The sequence below is a fragment of the Streptococcus pseudopneumoniae genome, from assembly GCF_038148935.1.
Taxonomy (GTDB): Bacteria; Bacillota; Bacilli; order Lactobacillales; family Streptococcaceae; genus Streptococcus; species Streptococcus pseudopneumoniae_U.
The window spans coordinates 13658-30741 of record NZ_JBBJZX010000006.1 but is presented as its reverse complement, the minus strand read 5'-3'; the positions used below and the strand labels follow the sequence as shown (position 1 = coordinate 30741).

The following is a 17084-nucleotide window of genomic DNA, read 5'->3' as shown; positions in this document are numbered from 1 at the left end:
TAAGTCTCCTTATTTGCTAAATAGATGATAATAGAAACCTTGTTTGGTAATCAATTCTTGATGAGAACCAGTTTCTATAACTTTCCCTTGGTTAAGGACAATGACTTGATTAGTTCGTTCAGATATACTAAGACGATGGGCAACAAAGATGATGGTCTTGTCAGTCATGGCCATCAAATTTTCAATAACCTTTTTTTCAGTTAAAACATCAAGTCCGCTGGTTGCTTCATCAAGAATAAGAACAGGAGCTTTAGTCAGTAAGGCTCTAGCCAAAGCAATCCGTTGTTTTTGACCACCTGATAATCCAGCTCCATCTGATAGTTCTGTTTGGTATCCCATAGGCATTTGTTCGATGTCTTGGCGAATTTCTGCTATCTCACAGGCTTTGATAATATCTTCTTGACTAATCATTTGATTAGCTCCCAAGGTCAGGTTTTCTAAGATTGATCCACTAAAAATATAAGCTTGTTGAGGTAGGTAGTTGATGTGTTGTCGAAGAACCTTTTTATCAATCATTTTGAGATCATTGTTGTTAATAGTGATTCGTCCCTTGTAAGGTTCAAAGAAGTTGACAATCATTTTAGCCAAGGTCGTTTTCCCTGATCCGCTAATTCCCACTATACTGACCTTATCACCTTGTTTGATAGTTAGATTTATGTTATTTAGGGTGTCGCGTCCAAAACCATATTTATATGAAATGTCTTCAAAACAAATACTACCAGTCAGAAACTGTGAATCGGTTAAGGTCTGAGTGTTTTTGAACTCAGATTCGACTAAGTAAACTTCATTAAGACGATTGTTGGCTACCTTTGCAGACTGAAGTTTTGTTTGGAGGTTGATGATATTTTCCAAGGGATTAGTAAAGTAAGATAAGAGTGTGTTAAACGTAATCAATTGTCCAATGGAAATTTTACCTGTCATAACTATCTGAGCACCAAACCACAAGATAACAATATTCAGGATGAGTTGAGCTCCCTGTTTAAGGCTGCTTTGTAGGATAGAATATTTACTAAGTTTAAAAGATTTGTCCAAATAATCCACAAACTCACTGTCAATCGTCTGGTATCGAATTTCTTCACTGGTTAGGGATTTGATGGTTTCTATACCATTGATATCTTCAATAATAGCAGAGCTTACCATGGAATTGCTCTGCATAACATCATTATTCATCTTCTCAAAGGGCTTCATAAAAGCAAAAATAATGATGATATAAATAGGAACTGAAATCAGTGAAATAAGGAAGAGGTTGGTGTTTTGTACCAAGAGTACACTACCAATAATGATCAAGATAGAGACATCAAGGAAGAGTGACAAAATCATCGAAGCTAGAGCGTCAATGATTGAATTGGCATCTGTAAAACGAGAGATGACCTCACCAGTTCGCCGTGTCGCAAAGAAAGACATGGGGAGTTCAAAAATGTGGCGAATGTAAGAAAGAATAACATCAATACTTAATCGCTGACTAAGTACAGTTAAGAGGTAATCTCGTGAGAAACTCATCATCTGTTGCAGGATATAGGTGATAATCAGGCCAATGGAGATAATACCTAGGGTTGATTTCATCTGATTAGGAATGTATTCATCTAAAATCCCTTGAAGGTAGTAAGAGCCGCCAATATTGATAAGAGTCACCAAGAGACTAGATAACACGATATAAAAAATAAGTGAACGTTGCCTGAAAATTAAGGGGAGAAAGCTCATCAATCCGTTTTTTTTATCCTTATGAGGTTTATATCTGGGAGCTGGAGCCAGAAAGATAGCTACACCTGTCCATTCAGAAGCAAATCTCTCCTTGGTCATTTTTGTTACTTTGATATTAGGGGCAGGATCACCAATGATAAGATGGTCTTTTATATTTTTATAGACAACGTAGTAGTGTTGTAGTTTGCCCTCTTTATTAACATGAACGATAAAAGGATAAGGTATGTCTTCCATTTCAAAGAGGCTCATATCCGCTTGAATGGCTCTTGTTTCAAAACTCATTTCTTTGGCTGCTTTGACGATACCAAGAGCGGTCGTTCCTTCTTTATTTGTTTTAGCTAGTTCTCGCAAATGAGCTAAGGAATAGTCAGAACCATAAAACTTGGCAATAGACGCTAAAGCGGCAACTCCACAGTCCCTAGCGTCTATTTGAGGGACAAAGGTTCGTTTGTAAGATGTCATTTGTCAAATCCTTTCTTTTTATTTACAAGACTATTATGACAAAAAAATAGGTAGAAAAATTGTTCAAATCTTAAATGGCTCATATAATATCTTGAATGGTGTTTTTGATTTTGAAAATTAGTTAACACCATTTTTAACGGCATATTTTTAATCATGAATGGTTACAAATTATGAAAAAAATACGTTTCGTGATGAAAATCGTACATTTAAAGACTTTACGGTAAAACTCGTGTTTTCTCTGGTATACTAAACTTGTCAAGATTGCAATCCGACAAAAATAATTAATATTAATACGGAGGTATTCCTCATGGAAACAAAAACAACGACTCAATTTGATGTTTTGGATACTGAAATGCTGGCTAGCATTGAGGGAGGAACTGATTGGGGAACAGTAGGAAAAGGAGCTGTCTATGGAGCAGGTATCGGAGTTGCTATGTGTGGGGTAGGAGGACTCCTTACTGGTGGTTCCACATGGGCTATGACTGCTGGCTGTGCTTGGGCTGGAGCTAAAATTGGTGGTTCTATTACTGCAATTGCTGATAATCTTTGGCCATAGAAGGGAATAGAAATTATGTTTAATTACAAAATAGTAGATAATCAAGAATTAAGTAATATTTCTGGAGGTGGATTGGGAGGAGATGTACTTGTAGGAGCCTTGTCGGGTGCATTTCAGGCAGGACAATCTTGTATTGCTGGAGGCCCCCAAGCTTACTTTATTTGCGCAGCAGGAGGCGCTATAGTAGGTGGCTTTGTAGCTTATGGATTGAGACCACCAAAATAGTTTTAAAAAGGAATGAGTGTTAATATGTTAAATGAAACTATGATTCAGCTTATACTCATTGCAATTTGTTGTGTGTACATTATTTTTAACACCAAGGCTGATAAAAACCAAAAGAGAGGATATCGTACAGCTTTGTACCTTTTCGTTATGGCTGGTATTATATCCTATATTATGAATTATTTGAACTGGTTAGATTTTTTCTTACTGATAACTCCGATAATGTGCCTATTTAAATTTGAAGATCAATGGAGTTAGCAACGTTTGACACTTCAATAGGTTATTAGCTATCCTTTGGCTTATTGTCAACTGTAGTGAGTTGAAGAAAATCTAAGATCGAGAAAGGACGAAATTCGTCCTTTCTTTTTTGAGGTACGACGGGCATGTCGTATATCTGAGGTGTAAGTCCTAGGTGGGCACCTGCTACCGGTGAACCCAATAGCGATTCTCAAGCCTGACTATCGTGAGGTAGCGGGAAGAAGAAGGCATAGCGAAATCGTGGCTTAAAGAACAGGAATGTTATAGTAAGACACGTTTAGAGGATAAAGTGGCTTTACACTCTGAAGCACAAATAGGTATACCTAATCTATATATTTAAATCACGAGAGTGTACAAGAAAAGATGTGCGACTTATCTATTGAGGTGAGGTTCTGCTGAGAGCTGACATCATGCTAATAAAGAATCATGAGAAGTTAGTCAATCCTATAGTAGTCAGGAAGATTCTATAATGGAAGTGGAGTGAAAGGTGAACAATTGAAAGTAGAATTGTATCTATTGATTATTTGTTTGATAGGATGGTAGTATGAAAATATAAATGGTGACTATTGTTCATAAAAAAAGGACACACGAATAGAACGCTTATGTAGCATGAGAGAGGAGGTAGTTAAGAAATATTTGTAACAAATAAATATGATTGTGTTAACCATTATTTTGAAAGCAAATGATGTTTCTATGCTGCAGAGCAAAAAATATCATAAACTGAACAAAAGTCTAGCGATAGAGGAAATGAAAGTAACGTTCAGCAATCTACGAAAGAAATTATTCAGAAAGAAACTGAAGATATGAAATCAGTTACATCTGAAGAATACGCTTCAAATGTGTCTGATTTTAATAAAATTAGTATTGCTGAAGTTCGTCAGATATTTACTTCAGAAGATTCGGAACATACTTTATATTTTGGAAGAGGGACATGTTATCATTGTCGTGAATTTTCTGGAGTATTGAAAGAGTTTAATATGCTGATTGATAAAAAGTTAGAATATTACGATATAGATGGTGAGGATTTTGATGATTCTGCTAAAGAGTTCATTTTTAAAACAATCGGTATTCCTGGAACACCAACAATTATTTATTTTAAAAATGGCAAAACTATTTCTGGTTGGGTTGGTGGAGGAATAACTGCACAACAACTTTACGATTATCTCTATTTTGGAAAAACTGATGAGAAGCCGAAAAGAGAATTTGAAAATGATAATAAAAATATTATAAATCCAGAAAATTCAATGCAAACTATGGATATTAAAGAGGATACAGTCAAATTTAAAACAATTGCAAATCAAATCCCTAAAGATATTCCACTCTCTGACGAAAATTTACAGAAAAAGATTTTAGTTAAATCACAAGATACTTTTGGAAAGACTATTGAAAATATAGAGGATAATTCTAAAGATAGTGTAGTTGATGTTAAAAATCAGGAGAATCCTGAACTACTTTACAGTAAATTTAATGAATATAAATCAGCTTTTATAGCATCAACTAATTTTAAAAAAATAGTATCGGAAGTAAAAAATTTACCCCAAACAGGAGAAGAACAATCGATTAACTTTGTTCGTCTAGGAATCGCCTTATTTATTACTGGAATTTTTATAATAAGTAGTCATTTAAATACTAAAAATGAAGTATAAGATCATAAGAGTGTAGTAACCTATTGGAAATAGATCACATTATATATTTATGGGAAACAATGTAGATAATCTTTTTACCAAATTTTCAATATAAAAATAAGTAAATAAATTGAGAAATTTACCTAAGTAGGAAATAGATTTCTCAATTTATTTTATTGTGGGAGGATTTGATTCGCTTTTACAGTAATTAAGTTCATTTATCAATCTCTTTTTATTATATTTAAGAATATTTGAAGACAGTATTTTAGAAAACAATTATGGAGTTTTAATACGGAATATAGTATAAATGCTGATTCAAAGTGAGGTTTTGTATGTTTGTTGCTTTTGTTGAGTATAAGATTTATTAACTAAAGTCGAACTACAAAAATTAATTTTAGATGAACTGAACTGTAGACTTTGGAAAGTTCTCTTATTCGATTTCAGAATGAATTGCTGATACAGGATTAAAAGAACTAAGTATTTCTTTTTGTTTTGAATGAGATACGTGAGTATAGATTTGTGTGATTGATATAGAACTATGTCCAAGAATTTGCTGAATATATCGAATATCTACATCACTATCTAGAAGCATTGTCGCAAAGCTATGTCTAAACATATGCGGTGTAATAGTTCTAGAAAAGTTATTTTGTTCAACGATTCTCTTAATAACTAAACGTACACTTTGCTCTGACAATGGTTTAAGTGAATGTTTCCCTGGAAATAAGAAATCATTTGATTCATTTCTTGTTTTATTTATATATGTTTCTAATAAATTGAATGTTTTTTGATCTCCTAAAAATAGGATACGTTCTTTCTTACCCTTTCCTATAATATGGAGTGTCTTGTTGGAAAGATTAATATCTTTGAGATGAATGTGGCAAAGTTCAGAAATTCTGATCCCTGTCGAAAGTAAAAGGGAAATAATTAGTAGATTTCTTTCAGCGTGTTGTTTTTGATAATCAGTTTTAGATAGAACTACTCTCTGCTCTAAATATAAAAAAATATTTTTCAAAATATCATACGGAATCGTTTTAGGTAATATTTTTTCAGTTCTAAATTGAAAGCGTAATTGATTGAAGGGATTCTCTTCAATTATGTTCTGGTATTTTAGATAGTTATAAAACACCTTCATACAAGCAATTTTTCTTCTTAATGTATTCGTTTTTATGTTAGATTGTGTCAACTGTTCTATATAGGATTCGACATTATCATAGTCTGAGTTATAAAATTGCATAAGATCATTCTTATAAGCGCGAATCGTGTGTGAACTCAAACGCTTATGAGTTTTACAATAATCTAAGTAAGTAGAAATAAGTTTATAATCCATAAAAATCTCCTTTATTAATAATCATGCTATTATAAACCTATTTAGGTGCTTTGTATAGTGATAATAAATAGTTATCGGTAGGAGGTTTAAATGTGATTTTTCTATGTTTCAGTATAAAGGATAGAGAGACAATTGCCGAAAAAATATTAAATCATCTATTAAGTTTTGGATTTGAGGTTTGGTATGACAGAAAAGATATTTTTTTAGGTGACAATAGATTCGATGTCAACTTAAAGAATGGAGCAGGCGGCAGTAACATTAAATATGCTGTTATAATCATAAGTGAAAGTTTCCAAAAAGGAGATTACTGCAATAGAGAATTAAATATTCTATGGAAACGTAAATTAAAGAATGAGGTATCTATATTCCCAATATTTTACAATATGTCTATTAATCAAATCCCAAAAAACTTTCAATTTCTTTTAGAATTTGTATGTAAATTTATTTCTAATAGTGATGAAAGCATATTTACTGCATATCACATTGTTTCAAAAATCACAGATGATTTATTGAAGAAAACATACGATAAGACATTCCAATATTATGCAAATAATTGTCAAGACAACTATATAACCGAAATAATTATTCTATATTTATCTATGGATAGAAGTAATTACAATTCTAAAATGACAATACTATATTTACTTTATACGTATATTAAATCGACGAAGGATTTCTCTCAAATTCCTAGTTACTATTATTTTGGCTTTGAAAAATTATATTCATTCACAAAGTTAAATATCAATACAGATTTAAGGGAACTACAAATTTTAGAAAATTTATCTCTTTTACTGCTAAATTCATTTTATAAATAAGAGGCTGGGCAAAAAGTCAATTTCCTCAGACAATGAAGTAAATCCTCCCACAATAAAACGCATAGTATCAACGTTTTTCAAGTCTTGATATTATGCGTTTTTCTGGTTTTAAAGACTTTTTGCCCAACCCCTTAGGGTTTTCTATTTATTTCTTTAAGAATCTCAATAACAGTAGAAGTAATATCTTCTATATCATTACTATTTAGTTTACTCTCATATCGTTCCAAATAATAGGGGAGATTATTTTCCTTTAAAGTAGTAAAAATTTTTTCAGCTGAGAAACCTGTTGATACTAATGGAATCACATTGAGTCCATTATCTTGCGAAACTTGAAATTCTGTAAGCACCCCTTCACTATGAGTTCCCTCTTCAGATTGACCATATAAAAATATGCTAGTTGAACAATTAGATATCATTTTTTCAATAAGGAATACTCTTTCCTCGTCTTTAGCAGATTTATGTTTAAATGTGTGATCAATGTATGGCATAATGGTAAGTTTGTTATGAATATATTGTTCGCTCAATCCCATTAATTTTCTTGCAGAATTGGAAATAATATAGGAACCTAATCTCTTACCATCTCCACTATAAATATTATAACCATTATCAAGTAGTTTCTCAACAAGCGCCTTGCAAAGCTTATTAGCATAATTTTCTTCTTCAGTAGAAAAATTTCTAAAAGATCCTGAAATAAAAATATTTTTTTCTTTATAAAGCTGATGTAAATGGTTTAGAAAATCATCAATTTCATTGAAATCATCTACATATATAGTCTTTATATTATAACTGTTTTCAAAATATCTCTTTTCAATTTTATCAAATTCAGGATGTTCAGTATCTTTAACAGCTACACGATAATGGAAATTATTCAAATGTGGAAGACTTCTTTTTATCTCAGATAAACAATTCAATACTAAGTTATCAGAAAAGCTATAACCTATAAAAATAAACGAATTTAGTATTAGTTCACGTTTTAGCTGTTCAAATAATACTTGTTGCTCAACTAAATACTTATTATAGTCATTTTCTGTAATAACCATGGATTTTGTATCTGTCAAAGATCCATTCATTTTAAAGACTTTGTATTTTTTATTTTCATTTATTTTTACTAAATTTTCACTATTGTAGATAACTGACGGAATCAACTGTGTCTCGTTTTCAATCATAGATTCGATGACGGTATCAAAATTGGTAGTCCAAAATTCAGTTATTGGTAATTGCAATAATGCTTTAATATGTTTTGAATAATTTGTTGTTGTAACTTTTTTGGAGAAGGCGTTTGAAATATTGGTTTCTAAATAAGATCTACTCATATGGAGTTCGTAAAACTGGGCAAACTTATAAAAATTTGGTTCTTCTTTATCGTTAATTTCAAATTCTGATTCGAATAAATCTTTCCATGATTTACCTGTGAAATCATATGTGGCTCCTGCTCCACAAAATACAGCTATTTGATTTTTCCTTAATTTATCAACAATATTAGCTATTTCACTTTTATAGTCAGTTAAGTTCATTTTTTCTCCTACCGATAACTATTTATTATCACTAGTATACCATAACTTCATCTTTAGTAGCTTGATTTATATCATAGTTTACTATTTAAAATTAAATAATAGAGCGACTACATTAGTAGCTTAAAAACATGATTAAACCGCTATTCTTAGGAGTAGCGGTTTTTCTTTTTATTCTAAAAGGGGCAAAAAAGGGAAAGGGATCTTTAAAAGTGAGGAGAGTTAGATTGAAAGAATCATATTGGTAAATCGAAATGATGGATATTTGTATCATGTCATAAATCGTTATCAAACGATAATATTGATTTTCTTACAAATTAAGAGTATAATTTATAAAAATGAGTGTTCACTCAATTTTTGTGAAATTAAGGAGTAAAGAAAATGGTTGTTGAAGCAATAGAGTACAGTCGTTTCGGTAACGAAGAGGTCTTGGATTTGCTGAAGATCGACTCTACAGCCTTGGATGTAAATCAGGTGAGAGTAGAAGTTCATGCTGTTGGTTTAAATCCTATTGATTATAAAACTTTTGAGGGAGCGAAACCCCTTCGATTTCTATCTTTTATAATGAAATTAAGGAAACCAAGTCGTTGGTTTGAATCTAAATCATCTTTATTTCCAAGTGGTGTGGGGAGAGATTTTTCTGGAGTTATTACAGAAGTTGGAAATGAAGTAACTAGGTTTTCAGTAGGAGATAAGGTGTTTGGAACAATGATTAGCGATCCTGGTTTGGGAACTAAGAGGGGAGCTTTAGCAACAGAAATTTGTGTCAATGAATCAGAAATTGTATTGAAACCAGAGATGATCGATATGACTCACGCAGCTACTATGGGAGTAGCTGCTCTAACTGTGGGTGGGGCTTTTAGAAGAATCGGTTTAAATTCAAGAGATACTGTTGTTATTTCAGCTGCAGCAGGAGGTATTGGAAGTATTGCAGTACAGTATGCAGTTGCTAAGGGGGCGAAAGTAATCGGAATCGCAAGTAAGAAAAATGCAGAGTATCTGGAGTCTTTAGGTGCCATACCAGTAAGTTACGAAGAGAATATCAAGAAGGCTCTTCTATCAGCTAGTCCAACGCCTATTACAAAATTTTTGGATTGTTATGGATCTGATTATGTTAGATTGGCTTTTAGTTTAGGCTTGAAGGGGACAGCTATTGGGACATTAGTCCCTTCGCCCTATGTTATGATAAAAGGTGCTCAGTTTACTGGTCCGAGACATTCCACATATGATGATTTTAGCACTTTAGCTGAAATGGTCTCAGACGGGAAGGTTCAGCTGAAAATTGATCAAGTGTATGACTTTTCTCTAGAGTCAGTTAGAGAAGCCTATCGTAGTCTGAAAATGGGACATAGTCGAGGCAAAAAAGTCGTAAAAGTAAGAGAGTAGAAGAGAGGTGCTAGCGATGGAAAGTTTAGAACAAAAGTATGCTCAGACGTTAGAAGTTAGCAACTTGAGCTTGAAACAACGTCGAGTATTATTGTCAAGCTTAAAATTATTTTCTGAAATGGGATTTGAGAATACAACGTCCAGCCTTATTGCCGAACGCGCTGGAGTGTCAGAAGGAACTGTTTTTAGTTACTTTAAAACAAAGGAAGGTATTTTAGAAGCCATTTTATCTACTTTTCTAGAACAGGTTATTCCAGAAGTAATTGCGGATTTCTCAGAAAAAAAATTCACAGTAGATCAAGAAACTTTTCCCTTCTTTTTAAAAAGTATTGTTCGAGATAGGCTCTTTTTCATTCAGGAGAATCAAATGCATGTTAAAATTCTCTTGGGGCGTTCTTTTATTGATAAAAATCTTTCTATCCAGTTAGGAAATATTATTGTTCAATCTATAATAGAACCAATTAGCCCTGTTTTAAATCAATTTAAAGAAAAAGGACTTATTCTAAATTGGTCAAATGAAAGAATTGTTCGTTACATCTTAGCATTGAGTTTTTCTTATCTTATTCCCATGATGTTGAATGATGAAGGAACTATAAACATAGATGAAGCAGTTGATGAGATTGTTGAATGTTTGTCATCTGCCCTAATGAAAGTAAAATAAATTCTGATGTTAAAACTCACTGTTAATGGTGCATTTTTTGAACTCAACATAAAAATCCCCAATCGTAGTGATTGAGGATTGAGCAAATAAATCTTAAACAATACCTTGTGCAATCATAGCGTTTGCTACATTTTCAAAGGCAGCAATGTTAGCTCCTGCAAGGTAGTCTCTATCAAGACCATATGTTTCTGAAGTAGTTTTAGCTGTGTTGAAGATGTTTGTCATGATGTCTTTGAGACGTCCATCAACTTCTTCACGAGTCCATGAAAGGCGAAGGCTATTTTGGCTCATTTCAAGGGCTGAAACGGCTACACCACCAGCGTTGGCAGCTTTTGCAGGTCCGTAGAAGATACCATTTTCTTTGTAAACTTTGATGGCATCAAGATCGCTTGGCATGTTAGCACCTTCAGATACACAGATAACGCCTTGAGCAACCAAACGTTTAGCTGCTTCACCGTTGATTTCGTTTTGAGTAGCACATGGAAGCGCAATGTCATAGTTTCCAGCGTAAGTCCATACAGAACCTTCGTGGTAGCTTGCAGTTGCTTTTTCAGCTGCATACTCAGTCAAACGAGCGCGACGTTTTTCTTTAACATCTACCAAAAGATCAAAGTCGATACCATTTTCATCGATGACATAACCATTTGAGTCAGATACAGAGATAACAGTTGCACCGAGTTCAGTCGCTTTTTGAAGAGCGTATTGGGCTACGTTACCTGAACCTGAAATAACAACTTTCTTACCAGCAAAGCTGTTGCCGTTAGCTTTAAGCATTTCTTCAGTGTAGTAAACCAAACCGTAACCAGTTGCTTCTGGACGAATCAAGCTACCACCAAATCCAAGAGGTTTACCAGTCAAGACACCAGCATCAAATTGGTTAAGGCGTTTGTATTGACCGTAAAGGTAACCAATCTCACGTCCACCAACACCGATATCACCAGCAGGTACGTCAAGTGATGGTCCGATGTGTTTTTGCAATTCAGTCATGAAGCTTTGGCAGAAGCGCATCACTTCAGCATCTGTTTTACCTTTAGGATCGAAGTCTGATCCACCTTTTCCTCCACCGATTGGAAGTCCAGTCAAGACGTTTTTGAAGATTTGTTCAAATCCGAGGAATTTCAAAATTCCTTGGTTTACAGTTGGGTGGAAACGAAGTCCGCCTTTGTATGGTCCAACAGCTGAGTTGAATTGAACACGGTAGCCACGGTTTACTTGAACTTTTCCATCACGGTCAACCCAAGGAACACGGAAAGAAATCACGCGCTCTGGTTCAGTAATACGTGCCAAGATATTTTCTTCGATATACTCAGGGTGTTTTTCAAATACAGGTTCTAAAGTGTTGAAAAATTCTTCAACAGCTTGGAGGAATTCAGCCTCGTGCCCGTTACGAGCTTTTACAGTTTCAAACACACTTTGGATATATTCTTTAGCAGATGTCATATCGTTCTCCTTTTGTTGTCATATTTTATTACATGAGCCATTATAGCAGAATTTTTTTAAACTGTAAAGAGAAAAACAAAAATTTTCTAAAAATTCTTTCAATTTAGTTTTTGAGATTTTTTGAAAATAGATAAAAATACGAGCCTTTTTCTTATAAATATCTTTCTCAAAGAGAAAATCTTAAAGTATGCTATAAGAAAAGAAAAAGTTTAGCAATTCAGAAATCCCTTGTTAATTTATCCGTGATATGTTAGATTTGCCAGTAAAACTATGACCATTTTGGAGGAAAGCAATATTTACATCCCCTTATTCAGGGCAGGATTTTCTATACAAGTATAGATGTCTTGCTGGAGTTGGATCATGGAACCCAAGCGGTTATTGTGATTTAGAACTATCATCGGAATTTTTTCATTAGACTTATTCGGTAACCATAAAGTACTATACTATCCATGAACAAGACCCAGAAAAAGTAGCCTTATTTCTTAAGAATTTTAATAGTTTAAAGCGCTTAGCACCTGTTTATATTGATGAAACAGGATTCGATACTTATTTTTATCGAGAATATGGTCGCTCATTAAAAGGTCAGTTAATAAGGGGTAAAGTATCTGGAAGAAGATATCAGAGGATTTTCTTTGGTTGCAGGGCTAACAAATGGTGAGTTAATCGCTCCAATGATCTACGAAGAGACGATGACGAACGACTTTTTTGAAGCTTGGTTTCAGAAGTTTCTCTTACCAACATTAAATACACCATTAGTTATTATTATGGATAATGCAAGATTCCATAGAATGGGGAAGCTAGAACTTTTATGTGAAGAGTTTGGGCATAAATTTTTACCTCTTCCTCTCTACTCACCTGAGTACAATCCTATTGAGAAAATATGGGCTCATATCAAAAAGCATCTCAAAAAGGTATTACTAAGTTGAAATACCTTTTACGAGGCTCTTTTGTCCCACTCTTGTTTCAATTTGTTATAAATGCCTAAGATAAGACCTGTACTAGGTAAATAAAAATCTCTATACTATCTGAAAGTGAAGATTACTCACTGTGAGATAGTATAGAGTCTTTTTGTTATAGTTAAATTATCCTACCCATTCCCCATTGTAATTAACACGATAACCGTCAGGGGTCGTCGTATTGATTGCTAGGGCACCAGAGCTATAGGCATAGTACCATTTACCAGATACTTTCATCCAGCCTGTTTTCATAGCACCTGAGCTATCAAGATAATACCAGCTACCATTATCTTTGAGCCAACCAGTCTTCATAGCGCCTGAACCGTCGAGATAGTACCAGCTACCGTATTTTATCCAGCCAGTTTGCATCCAGCCAGAGTTGTCAAAGCGATACCAAGTTCTATTTATTTTTTCCCATCCATTACTCGTGTATGAGCCGTCATTGTGTTTAAACCACCAATGTCCGTTTGATTGAATCCAACTTCCGAAGTATTGGGAATGATTGAACCCATTTTTCTGACTTGAATTTGTATTTTCATTTTTGGTTTTATGAGTTCCGATAGCCTTTAAGTCTTTGTCAAAAAGATTCGCCTTAGTTGCAAATGTTTGAGTCTGAGAAGAATTTGCTTCTGTATATTGAATGGCCTTTCCATAACCACCAGCTAATTCTTCAGAGCCACCAGATGCTGTTCCGAAACTTTGTGCAACGGTAATCCATCCATTTTGAGTGACAGGGTTTTCAAAGGCTGCAAGCCCCATATAGGTCAATTTTGGGTTAATTAAGGATTCGTAGTGTCCAGTTTGACCTGTAACACTGACACCACTACGAGATTTAACATAATCGGCTTTTTCATCATACCATTGCTGGATGGCCTTCATAAATCCATTGTAGTTCCAAGCCAAATTTTCTGAAAGGGAGAAATTTCCTGCAGGCCAGGAAGTCCAAATATCCTTGCTAGACAAGCGTGTGTGATCAATGGTGATCGAAGCTTCTGCTGCACGAACAAAGGCAGTTTTTTCTAGTGCAGTTGACCATTTGATAGGAACATAGCTAGTAACTAGACCTTCATCTGCTGCCTCTTTTCGAATGGCATTGATACGGTCTAAGATAGCCTGTTTATCTGGCGTTAAGAAAGTCCCTTCAATCCCAACTAGAGTAGTACCAGAAGAAGCACTAGTGACCTCAGAGTTTAAGATATTGTAGGATTGACCATTGATCGCTTGAGTGGAAACCAGCCTATCATTAGCAGCTACTGATTGTGATGTAAGAGTTCCAGCTCCTAACAAGGAAAGTACTAAAACTGTAGCAAATGTGAACTTTTTAGTTTTATTGTTCATTTTGTGTCCTCCTATTTTTATTATAACATCTCTACTGGGCAGAGTAAACTAAAATTCGGTATAGCTAGGGACTAGATTTATTTTAAATTTAGATGTTTGCAAAAATTTTTCTTAAATTTGGTGTATAATATAAATAGATGATTTTAATGAAATCTACTCGACTTGTTCGATAACTATCTGAAGCGAGATTAGGTGTTCAGAAATTGAATTTTTAAGGTTACAACTTAGCCATACTTTTTAGGTTTCACATCTTTAAATAAGCTAAACACTCTATGATGTCATATAAATTATAGTTTAGATGATGTAGAACAAATCTTCCTTCATCAAGGAAGTTAAAGAACTCAATAACACAGGGATTCCATTCCCCTAGAAAGGTTAAATAAATGAAATCATATAAGAAATTTACGATTCTTGCTCTGGCTCTTCTTGGATTCACTAGCCAAACAGTTTTAGCTAATGATGCTAGTCATCCTACGAATAACTCTATCGGTGGTTCAACTACTAGCTCTGCAAGTCCTTTTCAAGTAGCTACAGAAAATCAGCCAACGACTCCTAGTTCGAGTGAGCAGGAGACAAAACCAACTCTTCCTACTGAGTCTAAGCTACAAACTGGTTGGGTAAAAGAAGACGGGAAGTGGACTTATTATAGTCAAACGGGTGTCAAATTTACAGATACTCTTTATGAAGGCTACCTATTTGATAAGAATGGTTACTTACTTGAAAATAGCTGGTATCAGATGGCTAACAAGTGGTACTACGCCAATGGCTCAGGAAAATATCTGTCTAATCAATGGAGTCAAATCAATGGTAAATGGTATGCATTTGATCAAAATGGTACCATGATGGCTAATACCTGGAAGGGAAATTATTACCTGAAGTCCAGTGGGGCTATGGCAGATAAAGAATGGGTGTACGATCCGAGCTACTCTAGCTGGTTTTATCTCAAGTCAGGTGGGCACTATGCTGAACAGCAATGGGTAGGCTCTTACTATCTAAAATCTGGTGGCTATATGGCTCACAAAGAGTGGATTTATGATCAGGATTACAAAGCTTGGTATTATCTTAAAGAAGATGGCGTTTATGTAACTGGAACTTATACTATTAATGGAAGCAGCCATTTTTTCAAAGATAATGGTAAATGGGTGCAAGAACTTCCAAAAGGATTTGAAAAGGGGCGCTATAGTAAAACTATTTTCCTAGATCCTGGGCATGGTGGACGTGATTCAGGTGCTTATTATTATGGAATAGCTGAAAAAGATTTGAATCTACAGGTCTCTCGTAAATTACGGAAACGTTTAGAAGAACTTGGCTATACAGTTTTAACATCTCGTGATAGTGATATGGATGTTGACTTTGTGACGGAGCGTTCTCGTATGGTAAATAAAACGAATGCAGACTTCTTTATTAGTATTCATTTTAACGCTACTGGGAATGACACAACACTGAATCTGGGAATACAGACTTATTCTTATAAGGAAGATGCAGGTTACCCGAGCAAGATTAATCAGTACTGGCATAATAATCCAGACCGTATAAGTGAAAGTAATCGTTTGGCAGCTGACCTTCATTCATCTCTCTTAACCGAGACAGGAGCTAGAGATGCTGGACTTCTGCAAGCCACCTTCGCTGTTCTTCGTGAGACTGCGAAACCTGCTGTGTTATTAGAATTGGGTTATATGGATAATCCAGAAGAAAACCAACGAATCCGTAGTGATCAATACCAAGATAAGTTAGTTGAAGGCATTATTAAAGGAATTCAAAAATATTACGCTGGAAATTAAGAAACTAGATCAAACTAAGCTTTGGAGATTGTCCTAGGCTTAGTTTTTTGCATTTGTAATGCTATTCATAACATTAAATTGTCTGAAAATTTATTGAAAAATGAGTGAAAACATGGTATAATGAAACGTAAAATTAATTCAGGTTTCCTGAACCAATAGGAGTATACAATGAAAAAACTAGGTTTTGTCCTTTTATCTTCAGCCTTGCTATTGACAGCTTGTGCTGTTAGGTTTGAAAAATCAGCAGATACAACCGATTCATCTAAGGTGACAGCCTTGTCTGAAGACAAGCAAAAAATGCTTGATAAGGCCACTGCTGACTATAAGACTTTTGTGCAAGAGCAAATCGATAAACTCTTGACAGATACGGAAGGCTTTGTCAAACTTTTGAAAGAAGGTAAGTTAGAAGAAGCTAAGAAGGTCTATCCACTGATTCGTATGTCTTATGAGCGTTCAGAACCGATTGCCGAGAGTTTTGGTGAGTCAGATGTCAAGATTGACTTCCGTTTAGCAGACTACATGGATGAAAACAAGACAGAGGAAGGCTGGTCAGGTTTCCACCGTATTGAGCGTATTCTTTGGGAAGACAATACAACTAAAGGGACTGAAAGCTATGGCGATCAGTTGGTCAATGATATCAAGGAATTGAAAGCTAAGATTGCAACTGTTGATGTGGACTACAAGGTTATGCTGACTGGGGCAGTTGACTTGCTTAACGAAGTGGCAACAAGCAAGATTACAGGGGAAGAGGAAATTTATTCTCATACAGACTTGTATGACTTCCGTGCCAATATTGAGGGTGCTGAGAAGATTTTCCAACTCTTTAAACCTTTACTTGAAAAATCAGATGCTAACCTAGTTAAAGAATTGGAAGCAGACTTCAAGTCTGTCAATAGTTTGTTGGATAAACACATGACAGATAAGGAACACTACAAACTCTATACTGATTTGACAAAAGAAGATACCAAAGAATTGTCAGAAGCTGTGACAAAACTTGGTGAACCTCTGTCACAAATGGGTAAATTTCTTAGTGGAGAATAAGAGT

General features: G+C 34.5%; 13 protein-coding genes and 1 pseudogene. 9 read left to right on the top strand and 5 right to left on the bottom strand.

Annotated features, from left to right (window positions below):
• Positions 1-9: 9 nt before the first annotated feature.
• Positions 10-2163, bottom strand: coding sequence for a peptide cleavage/export ABC transporter (locus WKI42_RS01510; protein ID WP_368080997.1), 2154 nt, complete (start codon positions 2161-2163; stop codon positions 10-12).
• A gap of 307 nt (positions 2164-2470) precedes the next feature.
• On the opposite strand from WKI42_RS01510, the gene WKI42_RS01505 reads away from it, so the two are divergent.
• The 3 genes from WKI42_RS01505 (at position 2471) to WKI42_RS01495 (ending at position 4845) form a co-directional block, all read left to right on the top strand.
• A complete protein-coding gene (locus tag WKI42_RS01505; protein WP_173212401.1) occupies positions 2471-2719 on the top strand; it encodes a Blp family class II bacteriocin in 249 nt (82 codons plus the stop codon).
• A gap of 15 nt (positions 2720-2734) precedes the next feature.
• Complete coding sequence (locus WKI42_RS01500; protein ID WP_033684778.1) at positions 2735-2944, top strand: Blp family class II bacteriocin; 210 nt, start codon at positions 2735-2737, stop codon at positions 2942-2944.
• Positions 2945-4002: 1058 nt separating this feature from the next.
• Positions 4003-4845, top strand: a complete 843-nt coding sequence (locus tag WKI42_RS01495) for a thioredoxin domain-containing protein (protein WP_368080996.1) — start codon at positions 4003-4005, stop codon at positions 4843-4845.
• A 409-nt stretch (positions 4846-5254) separates the two neighbouring features.
• On the opposite strand, the gene WKI42_RS01490 is transcribed toward WKI42_RS01495, so the two are convergent.
• A complete protein-coding gene (locus WKI42_RS01490) occupies positions 5255-6151 on the bottom strand; it encodes a tyrosine-type recombinase/integrase (RefSeq protein WP_368080995.1) in 897 nt (298 codons plus the stop codon).
• 92 nt (positions 6152-6243) lie between these two features.
• Between WKI42_RS01490 and WKI42_RS01485 the strand changes: the two genes are divergently transcribed.
• On the top strand, positions 6244-6966 hold the full coding sequence (locus tag WKI42_RS01485) for a toll/interleukin-1 receptor domain-containing protein (protein WP_261100108.1): 723 nt from the start codon (positions 6244-6246) through the stop codon (positions 6964-6966).
• A 131-nt stretch (positions 6967-7097) separates the two neighbouring features.
• On the opposite strand, the gene WKI42_RS01480 is transcribed toward WKI42_RS01485, so the two are convergent.
• Entirely contained in the window at positions 7098-8480 is a 1383-nt protein-coding gene (locus WKI42_RS01480; protein WP_368080994.1) for an SIR2 family protein, read from the bottom strand.
• Positions 8481-8858: 378 nt separating this feature from the next.
• Between WKI42_RS01480 and WKI42_RS01475 the strand changes: the two genes are divergently transcribed.
• Positions 8859-9863, top strand: a complete 1005-nt coding sequence (locus tag WKI42_RS01475; protein WP_368080993.1) for an NADP-dependent oxidoreductase — start codon at positions 8859-8861, stop codon at positions 9861-9863.
• 16 nt (positions 9864-9879) lie between these two features.
• Positions 9880-10524 carry a TetR/AcrR family transcriptional regulator gene (locus tag WKI42_RS01470; protein ID WP_004257345.1) on the top strand — a complete coding sequence of 215 codons (645 nt, stop codon included), beginning with the start codon at positions 9880-9882 and terminating at the stop codon, positions 10522-10524.
• 93 nt (positions 10525-10617) lie between these two features.
• Here WKI42_RS01470 and gdhA read toward each other — a convergent pair whose 3' ends face one another.
• Positions 10618-11964, bottom strand: a complete 1347-nt coding sequence (gene gdhA, locus WKI42_RS01465; RefSeq protein WP_368080992.1) for an NADP-specific glutamate dehydrogenase — start codon at positions 11962-11964, stop codon at positions 10618-10620.
• Positions 11965-12406: 442 nt separating this feature from the next.
• On the opposite strand from gdhA, the pseudogene WKI42_RS01460 reads away from it, so the two are divergent.
• Positions 12407-12890, top strand: a pseudogene (locus WKI42_RS01460) (transposase); the annotation flags it as partial.
• A 156-nt stretch (positions 12891-13046) separates the two neighbouring features.
• Here the strand turns inward: WKI42_RS01460 and WKI42_RS01455 are convergent.
• On the bottom strand, positions 13047-14258 hold the full coding sequence (locus WKI42_RS01455; protein WP_368080991.1) for an N-acetylmuramoyl-L-alanine amidase family protein: 1212 nt from the start codon (positions 14256-14258) through the stop codon (positions 13047-13049).
• A 383-nt stretch (positions 14259-14641) separates the two neighbouring features.
• On the opposite strand from WKI42_RS01455, the gene WKI42_RS01450 reads away from it, so the two are divergent.
• Both WKI42_RS01450 and efeO read left to right on the top strand, forming a co-directional pair.
• Positions 14642-16039 carry an N-acetylmuramoyl-L-alanine amidase gene (locus WKI42_RS01450; RefSeq protein ID WP_173307313.1) on the top strand — a complete coding sequence of 466 codons (1398 nt, stop codon included), beginning with the start codon at positions 14642-14644 and terminating at the stop codon, positions 16037-16039.
• Positions 16040-16207: 168 nt separating this feature from the next.
• Positions 16208-17080 (top strand): iron uptake system protein EfeO, encoded by an 873-nt coding sequence (efeO, locus tag WKI42_RS01445; protein ID WP_173307314.1) that lies wholly within the window; start codon positions 16208-16210, stop codon positions 17078-17080.
• Positions 17081-17084: the final 4 nt, after the last annotated feature.